This is a genomic window from Paenibacillus sp. NN59 (assembly GCF_057597225.1).
The window spans coordinates 3504237-3519868 of record NZ_CP199678.1 but is presented as its reverse complement, the minus strand read 5'-3'; the positions used below and the strand labels follow the sequence as shown (position 1 = coordinate 3519868).

General features: G+C 41.4%; 16 protein-coding genes. 10 read left to right on the top strand and 6 right to left on the bottom strand.

Going from position 1 to position 15632, the window contains the following annotated elements; translation table 11 throughout:
• Positions 1-127: 127 nt before the first annotated feature.
• A complete protein-coding gene (locus ACT89M_RS15445) occupies positions 128-724 on the top strand; it encodes a TetR/AcrR family transcriptional regulator (protein ID WP_261769257.1) in 597 nt (198 codons plus the stop codon).
• Between the two features lie 78 nt (positions 725-802).
• Here the strand turns inward: ACT89M_RS15445 and ACT89M_RS15440 are convergent, their stop codons facing one another.
• Together ACT89M_RS15440 and ACT89M_RS15435 are read right to left on the bottom strand one after the other, a co-directional pair.
• Complete coding sequence (locus ACT89M_RS15440; RefSeq protein ID WP_154959226.1) at positions 803-1258, bottom strand: GNAT family N-acetyltransferase; 456 nt, start codon at positions 1256-1258, stop codon at positions 803-805.
• A gap of 34 nt (positions 1259-1292) precedes the next feature.
• Complete coding sequence (locus ACT89M_RS15435; protein ID WP_154959225.1) at positions 1293-1709, bottom strand: GNAT family N-acetyltransferase; 417 nt, start codon at positions 1707-1709, stop codon at positions 1293-1295.
• Between the two features lie 284 nt (positions 1710-1993).
• Between ACT89M_RS15435 and ACT89M_RS15430 the strand changes: the two genes are divergently transcribed.
• From ACT89M_RS15430 to ACT89M_RS15420, 3 genes are read left to right on the top strand one after another with little or no spacing between them, the layout of a single operon-like run.
• Positions 1994-2455 (top strand): nuclear transport factor 2 family protein, encoded by a 462-nt coding sequence (locus ACT89M_RS15430; protein WP_308721743.1) that lies wholly within the window; start codon positions 1994-1996, stop codon positions 2453-2455.
• The gene (locus ACT89M_RS15425; RefSeq protein ID WP_154959223.1) at positions 2452-3033 is read left to right on the top strand and encodes a TetR/AcrR family transcriptional regulator; all 582 of its coding nucleotides are present in this window, start codon (positions 2452-2454) and stop codon (positions 3031-3033) included. The genes ACT89M_RS15430 and ACT89M_RS15425 overlap by 4 nt, the downstream gene beginning before the upstream one ends.
• A gap of 60 nt (positions 3034-3093) precedes the next feature.
• Complete coding sequence (locus ACT89M_RS15420) at positions 3094-3567, top strand: DinB family protein (RefSeq protein ID WP_154888704.1); 474 nt, start codon at positions 3094-3096, stop codon at positions 3565-3567.
• A gap of 122 nt (positions 3568-3689) precedes the next feature.
• Here ACT89M_RS15420 and ACT89M_RS15415 read toward each other — a convergent pair whose 3' ends face one another.
• A complete protein-coding gene (locus ACT89M_RS15415; protein WP_154888706.1) occupies positions 3690-4649 on the bottom strand; it encodes an L-threonine 3-dehydrogenase in 960 nt (319 codons plus the stop codon).
• A 37-nt stretch (positions 4650-4686) separates the two neighbouring features.
• Positions 4687-5877 (bottom strand): glycine C-acetyltransferase, encoded by a 1191-nt coding sequence (locus ACT89M_RS15410; RefSeq protein ID WP_308721744.1) that lies wholly within the window; start codon positions 5875-5877, stop codon positions 4687-4689.
• Positions 5878-6226: 349 nt separating this feature from the next.
• Between ACT89M_RS15410 and ACT89M_RS15405 the strand changes: the two genes are divergently transcribed.
• Positions 6227-6403, top strand: a complete 177-nt coding sequence (locus ACT89M_RS15405) for a hypothetical protein (protein WP_487344738.1) — start codon at positions 6227-6229, stop codon at positions 6401-6403.
• Positions 6404-6417: 14 nt separating this feature from the next.
• On the top strand, positions 6418-6978 hold the full coding sequence (locus tag ACT89M_RS15400; protein WP_186809641.1) for a leucine-rich repeat domain-containing protein: 561 nt from the start codon (positions 6418-6420) through the stop codon (positions 6976-6978).
• 172 nt (positions 6979-7150) lie between these two features.
• Here the strand turns inward: ACT89M_RS15400 and ACT89M_RS15395 are convergent, their stop codons facing one another.
• The gene (locus ACT89M_RS15395; RefSeq protein ID WP_487344737.1) at positions 7151-8122 is read right to left on the bottom strand and encodes an aldo/keto reductase family protein; all 972 of its coding nucleotides are present in this window, start codon (positions 8120-8122) and stop codon (positions 7151-7153) included.
• Between the two features lie 134 nt (positions 8123-8256).
• Between ACT89M_RS15395 and ACT89M_RS15390 the strand changes: the two genes are divergently transcribed.
• Both ACT89M_RS15390 and ACT89M_RS15385 read left to right on the top strand, forming a co-directional pair.
• Positions 8257-8634 (top strand): MerR family transcriptional regulator, encoded by a 378-nt coding sequence (locus tag ACT89M_RS15390; RefSeq protein ID WP_336120004.1) that lies wholly within the window; start codon positions 8257-8259, stop codon positions 8632-8634.
• A 74-nt stretch (positions 8635-8708) separates the two neighbouring features.
• Positions 8709-9281: a flavin reductase family protein gene (locus ACT89M_RS15385; RefSeq protein WP_336120003.1), complete on the top strand. Its 573-nt coding sequence runs from the start codon at positions 8709-8711 to the stop codon at positions 9279-9281.
• 181 nt (positions 9282-9462) lie between these two features.
• Here the strand turns inward: ACT89M_RS15385 and ACT89M_RS15380 are convergent, their stop codons facing one another.
• A complete protein-coding gene (locus ACT89M_RS15380) occupies positions 9463-11760 on the bottom strand; it encodes a PAS domain S-box protein (protein WP_154888719.1) in 2298 nt (765 codons plus the stop codon).
• A 263-nt stretch (positions 11761-12023) separates the two neighbouring features.
• Here ACT89M_RS15380 and ACT89M_RS15375 point away from each other — a divergent pair, with 263 nt between their 5' ends.
• Together ACT89M_RS15375 and ACT89M_RS15370 are read left to right on the top strand one after the other, a co-directional pair.
• Entirely contained in the window at positions 12024-13778 is a 1755-nt protein-coding gene (locus ACT89M_RS15375) for a methyl-accepting chemotaxis protein (RefSeq protein WP_308722009.1), read from the top strand.
• A 237-nt stretch (positions 13779-14015) separates the two neighbouring features.
• Complete coding sequence (locus tag ACT89M_RS15370) at positions 14016-15557, top strand: glycine betaine uptake BCCT transporter (RefSeq protein ID WP_487344736.1); 1542 nt, start codon at positions 14016-14018, stop codon at positions 15555-15557.
• Positions 15558-15632 lie beyond the last annotated feature (75 nt).

Here is a 15632-nt window from a genome sequence, read left to right as displayed (position 1 = left end):
TATCTTTTGTTTATTATGATTAATAAAAGATCAGCATTCAATGTTTATTAATTTTGATTTTGAGAGATAAAATACAGTTTCAACTCAAATGTCGTATATCTAACAAAAAAAGTTAAGGGAACGGGTCATGATGAAGAAAAAAACCGATTTGCGTATCATTCGCTCCAAACATTCGATAAAAAAAGCATTTATAGAACTTCTCAATGAGAAGGGATACGAGGGGATTACGATCCAAGATATAGCCGATAAGGCGATGATTAACCGAAATACATTTTACCTTCATTATCAGAACAAACCCGATTTGTTAAATGTATCTATGGACGAATTATTAGATGAGTTAAAGAGTACACTCAAGCTTTGTTCGAGTAGCAAATCTAGTATAAGTGGCTCTATGCTTGAACAACTGATGCAAACCATACTGGAGAAAATTAAGGACAATATCCCCTTTTACAAAGCATTCTTACTGGATGAGAACAGAATTTATGGTTTTCAATCAAAAATGGAGGAGATTATAAAAAATACTGTGGAAGATGGCTTGGATCATACCCCTCTGAAGATTTCAAAGGAATTATTACTTCAATATATCGCATCTACTTTTATGGGCATTGTAATATGGTGGGTTAAAAATGATTTTTCGTATACTCCGAGTGAACTTGCCTCTCAATTTGGAAAAATTTTAACTCACGGACATTTAACAGCTGCGGGGATTCCAATCAATGATTAAAGTGATCCATGCTTACGTAACGGGGAGACATAACAGAAGAGAAGCCCTTCGAATGAGGGCTCCTCTTCTTTACAAGATCTACAGTTCCTTCGTCATAAATGTACTATTCCCATCTGGGATATAATCTGCAAATGCTTCACAATACGTGAAGCTAAAATTTTCATACAACTTGCGAGCTGGAATAAATGAATCCGTGGGGCCAGTCTCTAGACTGATCCTTTTGTATCCACGTTTGATAGCTTCTTCAATAATGTGAGCAAGAATATGTCTAGCTACACCTTTGCGTTTATGATTCTTAGCTGTACGCATCGATTTGAGTTCTGCATGCTCTTTGTGTAATTCCTTAATAGCCCCACAACCAAGAATCTCTTCCTCCTCCCATGCACACCAGAATGTGATTTCGGGCTTCTTCAAACCGTCCAGATTAAGGGCATGAATGCTCTCTGGTGGAGAGTCATCTGCCATTCCTTGCAAATGTTCTGCAATTAACCCAATCACTTGTGCCCCGGTCAAATCATCTACACGAATATCCATTGTAACCCTCCTGCGTTAATGTTAAGTATGAACCTCATAAATTCAGAACCCAATATTTCGCTCCAGGCTCTCCTTCCTCAACAAGAGCTTTCCAACCCCGTTTCTTATAAAAATTCAATGCTATTTGATTCTCGGAAACACATTTTAATGTGACTGGCGTTCCCAGTTCGGCTACCGCCCGTTTGAGTAACAGATCGCCAACACCTTTGCCAGCAGCAGTGGGGTGTACAAACAAATTATGAATAAATCGGTTAGGTACATACAATGAAGCAAATCCGAGAATATGGGAATTCTCCTCAGCAAGAAGGATTTGTTCTTCCGATGTATCCCGGTCAAAATCATCAAGCGTCATTTCATCTTTGTTAGCCCAATGAAAACTCTTACGACGCGAATCCAGATAAATTTGTCTCAATTGTGGATAGTCTTTTATATTTGCTTCTCTGATTAGCATCAGATCAACCCCCTAATTCTATGCTTAGACTCACCATGAAGTCGAGTGCTTGCCTTGGTATTTTTCATCAGAGTCAAACTCATCGTAATCTAAGAATTATGTTAGCATTTTAAATTGGGATCAAGTAAGTACCAGTTTGTATTCTTTTACAACATACCAATTCTGCTATTTGGTCCACCACAAGATCTTCACGTTTGTCAGCTAAAGTATTGTGATATGAACTTGCTTTTATAAACCGATCGGTTTATACTGATACAAACAGTTTAGAAAGTGAGGAAAAAATAATGAATAATTTAACTCCCCCATTCACACTTGAGACAGCAATTCAAAAAACTCGTATGGCAGAAGACAGCTGGAATAGCCGAGACCCTGAGCGTGTCTCACTTGTGTATACTGAAGATTGTTATTGGAGAAATCGGAGCGAGTTTATAACAGGCCGCCAAGAAATTATTTCTTTACTAACTAGAAAATGGGCCAAAGAACTGGAATACCGCCTTATTAAGGAGCTTTGGTCATTTACGGATAACCGTATTGCAGTGAGATTCGCATATGAATGGCATGATGATAGCGGTAACTGGTTCAGATCGTATGGAAACGAGAATTGGGAATTTGCTGATGACGGCTTGATGAAGCGAAGATTCGCTTCGATTAATGACATGCCGATTAAGGAATCGGAACGAAAATTTCATTGGCCTCTCGGCACACGCCCTGCTGAACACCCGAGCCTAAGTGAGTTAAACCTATGACTCGTACTGTTTTTGAAAAATCTGACGTCGTCCCTCTCGTTACGGAGGTATTTCGTGAATTAGGTTATGAAGGTGCATCTTTAAGTAAAATTACAGCGCGTACGCGTCTATCTAAAGGAAGCTTGTATTATTTCTTTCCAGGTGGAAAAGATGAGATGGTTGCTGAAATTCTTACTCATATTGATCAATGGTTTGTCAAAAATATTTTTGAACCGCTCGAAAAGAATGAACCTCGAGCAGCCATTGATCATATGTGGCAAGAGGTCGATACTTATTTTCAATCGGGACAGCGTATATGCCTTATTGGTGCATTCGCTTTGGACGGAACAAGAGATCGATTCGCTACTGTAATACAGCAATATTTTATAAGATGGATTGAAGCCTTAAGCGCGGCGCTAGTTCAAACAGGTATCTCTAAAGAGACTGCTGACCAAATTTCAGAGGAAACAATTGCTAGTATTCAAGGAGCATTGGTTCTGAGTAGAGCGCTTAATGACGAATCTTTCTTTGAACGTACGTTGGCAAATCTTTCACAACGAGTCTCAACTTATGTTTCTAAAAGCAACTCTGGTCACTGACACAAACGTGTTCTCTTTAACGTTTTCATTAGCGACTTTATTTTATGGGAGGTCAATATCATGAGCAATTTTGTCGCAGATCAATTGAAATTTGTTCGCCGTCAGGCAGTTGATTATGTAAGGAATATAACTGACTCTGCATCCGAAATCATTCCAACAGGTTTGAAAAACAATATAAAATGGAATCTCGGCCACATGTATGTTATACATGAGAAGTTCGCTTTCCAGCTTACTGGTGAAGAAACCAAATATCCTGCTAATTTTAGTAAATTGTTTGATCCAGGAACTAAACCGTCTGACTGGGATACAGAGCCTCCGACATTGTCTCAATTAATCGACTTGTTAACTGAACAAATGGAAAGGGTCGAATCGGTACTTTCAAGCAAATTGAAAGAAGAAATCAATCCTCATTACAAGTCTTCTACAGGACTTAGCTTTACGAATGCAGAACAATTACTGAGTTTTCTGATTTACCATGAAGCAATGCACTTTGCAACAATTAAAAATATCAAGAGCATAATTGAATCCGACTAAGGAAACGACTGGGCTGGAGGATAAAAAAAGAAGCTACAACAAAAGGTCTTGGTAACGCCCAACCTCTTGATGTAGCTTCTTTTGTACTTCTACTCGCTTTACACAGCGAATTCAACATAACTTTAAGCTTTGCGAAGCATTTGTCTATCGCTTAGGTGTGAAAGCATATCCTTCGTTATGGCCCTCAAGTCGTAGCGGGCATGAAATCCCCATTCTGTTTTCGCCGCCGTAGCATCAATGGAATGCGGCCAGCTATCGGCAATTGCTTGCCTCTTCGGATCAACATCATAATCCAGGGTGAATCCGGGAATCTCTTCCCGAATCGCGGCAGCGATCGCCTCTGGGTCGACGCTCATTGCGGTGACATTAAATGAGTTTCGGTGTATCAATCGGCATGAATCCGCTTCCATTAAATCAATGATAGCGTTTAGGGCATCCGGCATATACATCATGTCCATGTTAGAGTTTTTGGCGATATAAGATGTATACCGACCCGTCGTCACAGCTGCATAGTAAATTTCCACAGCGTAATCCGTCGTTCCTCCACCGGGAGGCGTCATATAAGATATCAATCCGGGGAATCGTAACCCCCTCGTATCCAGACCGTACTTATAAAAATAATAATCACAAAGCAGTTCGCCGGACACCTTGTTCACACCGTACATCGTATTGGGCCTCTGGATCGTATCCTGCGGTGTATTGTCTTTGGGAGTCGAAGGGCCAAAAGATCCAATGGAGCTTGGAGTGAAAAATTGGCAACCGAGCTCCCTGGATATTTCAAGTGCATTCATCAGTCCGCCCATATTCAAGTTCCAGGCAAGCAGGGGCTTCTCCTCTGCCGTAGCCGACAGTAGCGCAGCCAAATGCATGATGGTATCTACTTCGTACCGCTTGGCGATTTCAAACATCGCCTTCTCATTTGTCACATCCAGCAGTTCGAATGGTCCGGATCGGGTAATTTCGTGGGACGATGACCTGAGATCCGTAGCAACGACGTGATCCGCACCATAAATTTCACGTAATTTAACAACTAACTCAGAACCGATCTGGCCCAGTGCTCCGGTCACCAATATCTTCTTCATAAGACATTCCTCCCGAAATAGACTCCCGTAGGTGCAACTAAATCAGCTTCATTTCTTTGCCAACTTTCTCGTAAACGGAGATCACTTGATCCAGCATCTCCTTGGAATGGGCAGCTGTCGGCATGTTGCGTATTCTTCCGGTTCCTTTCGGAACCGTAGGGAACAGGATTGCCTTGGCGTAAACGCCTTCTTCATAGAGCCGTTTGCTGAATTTTTGAGTGGTTACCTCATCGCCAATGATACAAGGTGTGATCGGTGTTTCGCTTTGGCCTACATCATATCCAAGCCGGCTCAAGCCATTTTTCAAATGATTGCCGTTCTCCCACAGCTTCTCGATCAGTTCTTTGTCATTCATCAAAATGTCGACAGAAGCGCTACACGAAGCGATTACAGCCGGAGGCAACGATGTTGAGAACAAAAACGGACGGCTTCTCAGCTTCAACCATTCAATCAGTTGTTTCTTACCCGCGACATAACCGCCGACAACGCCGATCGCCTTGGAAAGAGTGCCAATTTGAAAGTCAATACGGTCGGACAATCCAAAATGCTTCACGGTTCCTGCACCTGCTCCGAGAACGCCCGAACCGTGGGCATCATCTACATAGGTAATCAGATCGAATTCTTCTGCTATTTTTACGATTTCGGGCAGTTTTGCGATATCGCCATCCATCGAGAATACCCCGTCGGTAATGACCATAATTTTATGGTACTGACCGGATTCCTTGGCCTCTTTCGCCTGCTGTCTTAAATCATTCATATCCGAATGCTTATAGCGGATCACCTTGGCTCTCGACAGGCGGCATCCATCAATAATCGAAGCGTGATTCAGCTCATCTGATAAAATCGCATCATGCTGGTCCATTACCGCGGATATAGCGGCCATATTGCAGTTAAATCCCGATTGATACACGATAACGGCTTCCGTTTTTTTGAAAAGGGCAAGTTTTTCTTCAAGCTCAATATGAAGATCCATCGTACCATTAATGGTTCTCACAGCCCCTGCGCCTGCCCCGTATGTCTGAGCTGCCTTAACTGAAGCATCAATCAGGCGATTATCTGTTGCCAGTCCCAAATAGTTATTAGAAGACAAATTGATTAGGGACTTTCCGTTGATTCGAATAACCGGACCATTTGCACCCTGTAGCGTATCGATAACGTTATATAGACCTTTAGACTTTAGATCTTCGATGTTCGAACTTAAAAATTGATCCAATGCTTGACTTGACATTCTATTCCCTCCTCGATATACGTATGTCCTCGTACAGGAGACAAGAAATTTCTGTTTTAAAACCTTGTTATAAAAGGAATTTTCCTGATTTCAATGTAGCATCTTTTTTATTTTTTGTACACATATGGTGGACAAAATGACAAAAAAATCCGCAAATAAACATAGTGATTGCATCGCTGGACTAGTATAATATTTTGACAATATAACCATGTACTAAGCTCCAAATCGTATATTCTTTATTATTAAATCATATAAGGAGTGGAGTGGATCATGAATCGTACATAGTCATACATAGTGGAGAGAAAGAGATCGAAGAATGAATGTAGAACCTAATTTTAAGGAGTGCACTATGCCTAATCCATTCGTAAAACGTTTAATCGTATTTTGTTTGATGCTTTTAATATTACCGACATCCACAACTTTGGCAGCTTCAGTCGTTAAAGATCCCGTTTTAACACAAATCATTCGAACAGAATTAAAGCTATCGGGTAAAAATGAACTGAAAGCAGCCGATTTAAAAAAATGAAATCCTTGTATTCATTGGATGCAAAAAGAAAAATCTCAAGTTTGCAAGGACTTGAGTATGCAGTTAACATAAGGGAACTAGTTCTACCCGGCCATAAAATCAAAAATATAAACCCCCTATCCAAGCTGACAAAAATAAACCTATTGGCTTTAGATGGGAATCAAATTACAGATATATCTCCAATTTCAGGATTGCGCAATTTGGAAAGTTTGTTGATTAATGATAGCCAAATAAAAGATCTAGGACCTCTAAAAAATTTACGCAATCTTACAAGTTTGCTTGCCAGCGGTAATCAAGTATCAGACTTAAGACCACTCCAGAAGATGAATCTTGAATGGCTTAGTATGGACAATAATCTTATTAAGGATCTGACACCATTAAAAAACCATCCAACTTTACAACATCTTTATCTGCAAGATAATCTTATTCAAGATATTGCTGTGCTTGAAACGGTTCCTCATCTAACCGAGGTATATCTGGGCAATAACCCGCTAAATGAACATGCGAAGCAGATCGTTAAAGATTTGAAGAAGAACGGAGTCATGGTTAAGCTGGAGATTGATAAAGTGGATTAGTCTAATCAACTTGAGTTTAGATTTTTTTTAGTGAGTAGTTAGACCATCTTTCCTTTCAAATAGGACAAAAAGGCCGTTATATAATAACGGCCTTTTTTGTGCATTGCAGTATATATAAGTCACACGAGCGCTTCTCCACCTGTTAGTCTATATCTCCATTCATTTTTCGTTATTATCGCATCGGCGCAAAATGGCTGATGGAAGACAGGATTTTTTCTGTTTCCGAGATAATATCCGGTGTAAGTTTAAGCTCAATTGCTTTGAGATTCTCCTCAATCTGAACGGGTCTGCTGGAGCCAATAATAGCAGAGCTTACCGCTGGTTGACGGAGAATCCATGCTAATGCGAATTGAGATAAGGTTGCCCCGAGTTCGTTAGCCATTTCCGATAGTTGTACAGTACATTGGAGCACATCCTCACGTAAATAACTGTTGATGACACCATTCGTTTGATTATTCGCAGCTCGTGTGCCTTCTGGAATTTGTTGTCCCGGTTTGTATTTGCCTGTGAGTATGCCCTGTGCTAGTGGAGAGAACACAATGAGACCAAGCCCCTCCTGCTCGCATTGCTCAATCACACCTTCTCTCTCGATATATCGCTCAAACATATTGTAGATTGGCTGATTGGAAATTAACGGACGCAAGTTCAGACGTTTGCTGATTCCAGAGGCTTCCGCAATCTGTGCGGCAGTCCATTCACTGACACCTGCATATAAAATCTTACCTTGCGCTTGCAGATCATCCAATGCTCGAAGCGTCTCTTCAACAGGAGTTTCGGAATCAAAACGATGACATTGGTATAGGTCAATGTAATCTGTGCCCAATCGTTTCAAGCTCGCCTCACACTGCTCGACGATATGTTTACGGGACAATCCACGTTCATTCGGTCCCGATCCTTGCGGGAAAAACAATTTTGTAGCAAGGGCATAACTACTGCGTGAATACGACTTCAACGTACTTCCCATGACCTCTTCAGCACCTGTATATGAATTCGACGTATCAAAAAAGTTGACACCGAGTTCGTATGCTTTATGCATACATGCACGCGCTGCCTCCTCAGAAGTGGCCGATCCATAGGTCAGCCAGCTTCCCAATCCAATTTCACTAACTTTCAATCCACTTCTACCCAGCTTTCTGTATTTCAACTGAATCACTCCTTTTTGAGAATGGTTTGACTAGAGGCTATTTATGAAAACGCTCTATTGTACTATCTTAGGATAGTAGTTAAACTTAGGTTTAAGTCAATACCTTCAACCTTTTTTTTGAAAGGAAGATTTGTTTGGAATTTACGATTAAACAAGTTGCAGAACGCACCCAGTTGCCTGCTTCCACGTTGCGGTTCTATGATCGGACAGGTCTGATGCCTTTGTTGAAAAAGACAGAATACGGTACCCGTAAATATTCCGAGATGGATATATGTTGGCTGGAATTAGTACGCTGTCTGAGAGATAGTGGTATGCCACTTGAGGATATAAAAGCATTCATGCTGCTCTGTCTGGAAGGTTCAAGTACTAGTGAACAGAGGAAAGAAATGCTTCAGCAACATCGGCAAAACATAGTGAAGCAATTGGACGTGTTGAACTGTAGCCTGGGAACCATTGATTACAAGCTGGATCACTATAATGAGATTGGCATCTTTCATATCGATACCCCATAATATGATTGTTGTTTATCAGACGGGTGGCCTTTTCAAGTTTAGCTCTGAAAATACGGTTACGAGGAGTGATTTTCATGCGACAACCGATCCAAGACGAATCATGGTACTCATACCCCGGAATGGTTGCAATAGTGACTGCGCGTCATGAGGGAAAGCAAAATATTATGGCTTCAGGATGGCACACGTACATCGGCTCTTCACCAGGAATATATGGCATATCTCTTCGCAAAGAGACCTATACCTATACACTAATAGAGCAAAGCGGAGCATTCGGTGTACACTTTTTGCCTGCACATTGTTCAGAAATAATTCAAGCCGTTGGAACATACAGTGGAAGAGATTTGGACAAATTCAAGGAATTTAATATTGAGTATGAAGAAGGACTTCAAGTCGATATACCTGTTCTTACGGATGCCTACTTTGCTTATGAATGCCGTTCGCTGAGCATTACAAGTTTTGGCGACCATGAGTGGATCGCAGGAGAAATTGTTCAGCGCTATAGAGATGATTCATGTTTTTTAGAGAATGGACTCCCCGACTTCTCAAAGCTTGAGATTCCATTATATGCAGGCCGATCAACCTACAAAATACTAAATCAGGAAAGCGCGGAAAAGAACCATCCATTGCATCTCAATCGATCGAAGTAGAACTAAATCGACTGATTAGAGCTAAATAGAAGGAGTCCCCTTTTGGGAACTCCTTCTATCATTCCGGGTTTTTGCGGGTTGTTGTATTGATAATACTGGGTTTGACATGCTCACCCACATTTTTTTGACTTCGTCGTTCGAGGCCTCTCTCCCACGGGCTTTCTCACATTAACTTTAATATTTACGAATGATTCATCTGTTTCTTGGTATAGTACATTTCCATCACTTGATAAATAGTTTCACTTTTAATGGGTTTACTGATGTATTCATCCATTCCTGCCTTCAAGCATCTATCCCTATCTCCTCTTAGAGCATTTGCAGTCACTGCAACGATATAGGGACAGTCTTCAGGAGATAGATTCTCTTTGATCGCTTGGGTCACTTCAAATCCATTTAATTTTGGCATCTGCACATCCATAAATACTATATCGTATGCATTTCTCTTGACAGCTTCTAACGCTTCTTTTCCGTCCACGACATGATCTACGAAGTGTCCCTTTTTTTCAATCATTTTACTAAGGACAAGCTGATTCATATCATTATCCTCTGCAATCAGAATATGGAGAGGGATGTCTCTGTTCTTTTTTGGGGACAGATCTAAGCGCTGGCTGACTTCCTTATTGTTTTTTTTAAAGCAGGCTGTAAATATAAACGTTGTGCCAGGCTCATCTGCATCCTCAATCCATATATCTCCATGCATAAGTTCTATCAATTTTTTGCTGATTGCCAGTCCCAATCCCGTTCCTTGTGTTTTGCGGGTCATAAAGTTATCCAATTGGTAGAATGGCTCAAATAATTGTTGCCTTTTCTCTACTGGAATTCCCACTCCCGTATCTTTGACTTTAAACTCGAGAAACACGTTCTCATCACATTGTTCTTTAACCCGTACTTCAATTTCAACGCTACCTTCGAGAGTGAACTTCACGGCATTACCGATGAGGTTAGTCAGTACTTGCTTTAAACGAGATGCATCACCATAAAGCGGAATTGGCAGCGTCTTATCCAAACAAATAAGAATGTCTAACTTCTTTTCGCGGATCAAAGGTTTCACGATTTGCACCGTTTCTGTCACGATTTCTTGAAGATCGAATGGATCAACCACTAAATCGGTTTTCCCTGACTCGATCTTAGAAAAATCAAGGATATCATTGATAATAGTAAGTAAGGAATCTCCACTTTTTTGAATAATCTGAATATACTCTGTTTGCTCCTGGCTCAGTCCCGGGGTATCTAGAAGAAGATCTGTCATTCCGATCACACCATTCATAGGTGTTCGTATTTCATGGCTCATCATCGCCAGAAAATCGCTTTTCGCCTGATTCATCCTTTCAGCTGTTTCTTTGGCAATGAGAAGCTTTTTCTGTTCCGTTATGTCCTTGGCTATTAAATAGTAGCCGACATTGACATTATTAATAATAATTGGGGCAAGCGTTACCAATACTTCCGTTTCACGGCCGTCCTTGTGCAAAACAGTGTTCATTTTCTTCTCAGCCAAACCATAGTGACTCCGCAGAATGAGGCCTAAATTACTAGCCCCAATAAATCTCCCTATACTTTTTCCAATCATTTCGTTTACTGCATAACCTGTCATCTTGACGGATGCAGGATTAGCATTAATAATGTTTCCACTCATGTCAAATGAAATAATAGCATCATGATTATACTTTTTGAGCGAGGTGTAACGTTCGATGGTTTCTTGAAGCCTGAATTCGATCTGTTTCTGTTCGGTAATATCCTGAAGTACTCCTTTTAACTCTACGGGCTGTTGATGTTTGTCATAAATGATTAACCCACGTAATTGAATATACTTTACTCTAGCTTCGGACCGAGCGTATTTAAATTCAAAAACAAATGGATCTCTTTGTTCTACGTTTCTTATTTTTTCTCGCAAAGATGCAACATCTGCAGTACTCATTACCTTATAGATATCTTTTGCACAATAATATGGGTTTGTGCGCTCAAGTTCAAAGATTTCCAGTACCTGTTCAGAAATGGTGATCTGATCATGAACTACATCCCACTCCCAGCTTCCAATCTTCGCCAAGCGTTCGGCATTTTCAATAATGCCTTTACTGTGCGAAAGTTTCCGTTCAGATCGGATACGATCAGTGATATCTACAATAAAGCAAATAAAATAAAGGAGTTCACACGTTACGTCGTCGCTGACGGGAGTTACATGAAAAGAACACCATAATTCTTCGCCATTCTTTTTAATGCAACGCCTTTCATATATATTTTCTGTTACTTTGTTCTCAAAAAGTCCAGCTTCTTCAACATGATCCTTCGAGGAATCCTCGGGATGCGTTAAATCCTGGCAACGGAGCTCTATCAGTTCTCCCCAAGTGAAACCGGTCATATGACAAAAAGCAGGATTCACTTTCAGCCAATTTCCCGCTGGAGCTATGAGAGCAACTCCAATCGGTGTATGGTCATATATTTGCTCGAAGAATTCATGATGATTAACCTTCTGAACCTGCATTGAAAGCTCTCCCCTACTTCATTTTATGATTTAGAACCATTTTCCCAAAAACTTTATTCTTTGTAAATCAAAATAAAACGAGATAAAACGTTTTTAAATATTAGCCTTTATCACATATGTAATTTGATCTTCCAGTAACGGACAAGATGACACTGAATTTAGCATTGGACTACATTCTAATCCTCAAGTTTACGATAAGATAGTATAGGCTCATAAATAATTATGCTTTATTTACTTCCGAGGGGGAACAGAACGTGAAACACATGCGCAACAAAAGAATGGATTTAAGATTAAAACTATATTCGATCATCCTTGTCCCACTACTGGCTATGGGCGGCCTGATTTTGTGGGCAACGAACTACTCCAGTGAAAATTCATCCTTGATGACAATGCAGCATAACAACCAGAAGCTTGCAGTGAACATCGCTACTGAGATGGGTAAGGAATCAGCATTAATCAACTCGTTATATACTTCAGGTTCGGAGGAAAGCTCTGAATACAAAACACTTAGAGAACAGCTTGTTAAGGCTCGCCTTCAATCGGGGGCCCTTTATGTTTATATGTATAATAAAACACCGAATGGATGGGTCTACACCGTGGATGGCGCGGATTGGGACGATCCGGAATACAGTCCTTACGGGACTGCGTTTGAGCTGAACTCTCAAACTCTAGAACGTTTGGCAAGCGGTGAAGTTGTAACGACTGGCATTGTCGAAGATCCTGTCTGGGGACTGCTTATGTCCTCTTTTACACCAATTAAAGATTCGCAAGGAACGATTATTAGTTATTTGGGTATGGACCAGTCTGCAGCAGAAGTTGAAGGCGTTTCTGCATTAACGTTGAATAATACGTATGGTAAAGTTATCCCGATTTTTGCAGTAGTTTTAATTTTATCGTTCATCATCATGTGGCTTGTCGTAAGAGGGATCCTTCGTCAAGTATCTGACATTAAGTCAAGCCTGGAACAGGTCTCTTCCGGAAATCTCCGGGTTGCATCCACTCAGATGACAAACGACCAACTCGGTGACATCAGTAACCTAATTAATACTATGGTTGTTCAACTAACGAACATTATGAAGGGAATACAACAAGGCTCCGCTACACTGCAACAGTCTTCTAAAAATATTGCCAAAACGTCTCTTACCAATCAGCGTCAGTCTGAAGAGCTTTCCAGAGCTATCGAAGAAATTGCCATAGGCTCCATGAAACAAGCTGAAGAGACAGAACACTCCGTCCAGCATTCTGAAAATCTGGGCAGTATTATGAATGAAGTAGGTTCTTATGTGGAACAGTTCACCCGTACTTCCGATCAGTTATCTGCATTGCAAATACAAGTGACACGCCAACATGAGGTTCTGCTAGAAAAGGGCCGTGAGAACGCCAAACTTGTTGAGGATCAACAGAATATTTCCAAGTCGCTGACGACACGTTCGGAACTTGCTTCTTCCATCAGTGGACAGATTCACAACATATTAAAACAAACTCAAATCTTATCTTTGAATGCTTCGATTGAAGCAGCCCGTGTTGGTGAAGCAGGTAAAGGCTTTGGAGTTGTTGCTAATGAGATGGGACATCTCGCTCAAGAATCCGAACGTTCGATTCAGGAGATTGATGAGATACTGAGTTCTTTTGTTCAAGAAATTCATCATATGGGAGCGCATCTGGATTCAAATATGTTAGCTGCCAAGGAGCAGGAAGAACAGATCGCTGAATGTCTTCAAAGCTTCAAACAGGTAAGCCGGTTATCCTCTGAAGTGCATGAGCTTGCTCAACGTCTGGAAAATCGGACAATTCATATGCAATCCATTCGCCAAGAGGTGGAGCAACATTTGAGTTACATTGCTTCCACAACTGAGGAAACATCAGCCATGTCCGAAGAAGTTTCCGCCAGTGCTGTAGAGCAACAGCGTTCGGCCAATGAACTATCAGGCATTTCCGGAGAGCTAACCCTCCTTGCTGATAACCTCAAATCGTATTCAGATCAATTTCAAATCGAAATCCATGATACGGATAAATAATAAGTAAAGACCGATGCTTGATTCAATAAAGTGTCGGGCTTTTTTTTATCGTTTTGACATTTTGTTTTACTTCATAGTTTGAGTTACGGTTCTCTGTAACTAAAATTCAGCCAGCCAGTGTTTCATTACATAGCGGTTTGTTTTAAATTATCAACAGCTGGCTTTTCGCATGATTACAAGCCGGACTAGCAATACTAAGGATTAGTTGGCTATAGCTTACATAACGGAGGTCTCATCATGGTATTCACAATCACAATTATCATCGTTGCACTCTTTGCAATATGGGGAGCCGTTGCTCCTGATCAGCTGGCTGATGTGGCTAACGTGGCCTACAACTTCTCGATTCACAATTTTGGCTGGTTTTATCTGCTGGCGACACTGTTCTTCCTGATCTTCGCCTTCTATCTGGCGTTCAGTCGATTCGGCAATATCAGACTGGGGGATGACGATGATGAACCGGAATATTCTACGATTTCCTGGCTGTCCATGCTTTTTAGCGCTGGTATGGGGATTGGACTGGTTTTCTGGGGAGTTGCCGAACCGCTGTCCCACTTTTTATCTGCACCGGAAGGAGCAGAAGCCGGAAGCGCTCAGGCAGCAAGACTTTCCATGCGGTATTCCTTCTTCCACTGGGGGCTGCATCCTTGGGCGATCTATACCGTCATCGGCTTAGCGCTTGCCTACTTCCAGTTCCGTAAAGGTTACAAAGGGTTGATTAGTTCCACCTTCATTCCTCTGATCGGTGAGCGTCTTGCTACAGGCTGGCTTGGAAAGGCCATTGATATTCTGGCGGTCATTGCTACGATTTTCGGTGTTGCGACCTCGCTTGGGTTGGGGGCGCTTCAGATCGGTGGAGGTTTGGATTACTTATTTGGTATTCCCAACTCGACTATGTCTCAAATTCTAATTATCTCGGTAGTCACCGTATTATTTTTAATCTCGGCGACAACCGGTCTGGATAAAGGAATCAAGATTCTAAGCAACACCAACCTCGTTATAGCTGTGCTATTGATGATTTTTGTATTAGTGGCTGGCCCAACTTCTTTTATATTTGACACATTTACGACAACCTTGGGCAGTTACATGCAAAATATTATTAACATGAGCTTGAGACTTACGCCGTTCTCTAGAGAAACATGGATTGGTGCATGGACGTTATTTTACTGGGCATGGTGGATCGCATGGGCTCCTTTTGTTGGCACTTTTATCGCGAGAGTATCGAGAGGAAGGACTATTAAGGAATTTGTAATTTACGTCATGCTTATTCCAAGCCTTTTTGGATTTATTTGGTTCTCTGTTTTCGGTGGAACAGGACTTCACTTGGAATTATTTAATGCTGCCCATCTCGCAGAGGCTGTTAAGGAAGATGCGACAACGGCTTTATTTCTAATGTTAGAGCAACTACCTTTGGGTACGATCATAGCATTCATCGCTACACTTCTCATTATGATGTTCTTTATTACTTCAGCGGATTCAGCAACCTTTGTACTGGGTATGCTGACTTCAGATGGCAGACTGAATCCGAGCACCAGAGTAAAATTGACATGGGGAATCATGCAGTCCGCCATTGCGGTCGTACTTCTGATTAGCGGGGGATTGAATGGTCTTCAGACAGCCTCTATTGTGGCCGCGTTGCCGTTCGCTGTTGTCCTTATCGGTATGTGTGTGTCCCTTCTCAAAGCTCTGCAAGCTGAAGATCGAGAGCGCCGTCAGAAGGAAAAACGACAGCGCCAAAAACTGAAACGACTGCTGGAAGAACAGGAAAACCTGCAGATCTGAATAGCCGGCAGGTAATGTATCCTTGATCTCTAACGTATGCAATCTCTACAGAAAGAAAGGACACTCACTTTTGTG

Excerpts from the sequence above, each read along its gene's own strand:
- ACT89M_RS15445 (WP_261769257.1), top strand. The coding sequence starts at position 128 with ATGATGAAGAAAAAAACCGATTTGCGTATCATTCGCTCCAAACATTCG.
- ACT89M_RS15440 (WP_154959226.1), bottom strand. The coding sequence starts at position 1,258 with ATGGATATTCGTGTAGATGATTTGACCGGGGCACAAGTGATTGGGTTA.
- ACT89M_RS15435 (WP_154959225.1), bottom strand. The coding sequence starts at position 1,709 with ATGCTAATCAGAGAAGCAAATATAAAAGACTATCCACAATTGAGACAA.
- ACT89M_RS15430 (WP_308721743.1), top strand. The coding sequence starts at position 1,994 with ATGAATAATTTAACTCCCCCATTCACACTTGAGACAGCAATTCAAAAA.
- ACT89M_RS15425 (WP_154959223.1), top strand. The coding sequence starts at position 2,452 with ATGACTCGTACTGTTTTTGAAAAATCTGACGTCGTCCCTCTCGTTACG.
- ACT89M_RS15420 (WP_154888704.1), top strand. The coding sequence starts at position 3,094 with ATGAGCAATTTTGTCGCAGATCAATTGAAATTTGTTCGCCGTCAGGCA.
- ACT89M_RS15415 (WP_154888706.1), bottom strand. The coding sequence starts at position 4,649 with ATGAAGAAGATATTGGTGACCGGAGCACTGGGCCAGATCGGTTCTGAG.
- ACT89M_RS15410 (WP_308721744.1), bottom strand. The coding sequence starts at position 5,877 with ATGTCAAGTCAAGCATTGGATCAATTTTTAAGTTCGAACATCGAAGAT.
- ACT89M_RS15405 (WP_487344738.1), top strand. The coding sequence starts at position 6,227 with ATGCCTAATCCATTCGTAAAACGTTTAATCGTATTTTGTTTGATGCTT.
- ACT89M_RS15385 (WP_336120003.1), top strand. The coding sequence starts at position 8,709 with ATGCGACAACCGATCCAAGACGAATCATGGTACTCATACCCCGGAATG.
- ACT89M_RS15380 (WP_154888719.1), bottom strand. The coding sequence starts at position 11,760 with ATGCAGGTTCAGAAGGTTAATCATCATGAATTCTTCGAGCAAATATAT.
- ACT89M_RS15375 (WP_308722009.1), top strand. The coding sequence starts at position 12,024 with ATGCGCAACAAAAGAATGGATTTAAGATTAAAACTATATTCGATCATC.
- ACT89M_RS15370 (WP_487344736.1), top strand. The coding sequence starts at position 14,016 with ATGGTATTCACAATCACAATTATCATCGTTGCACTCTTTGCAATATGG.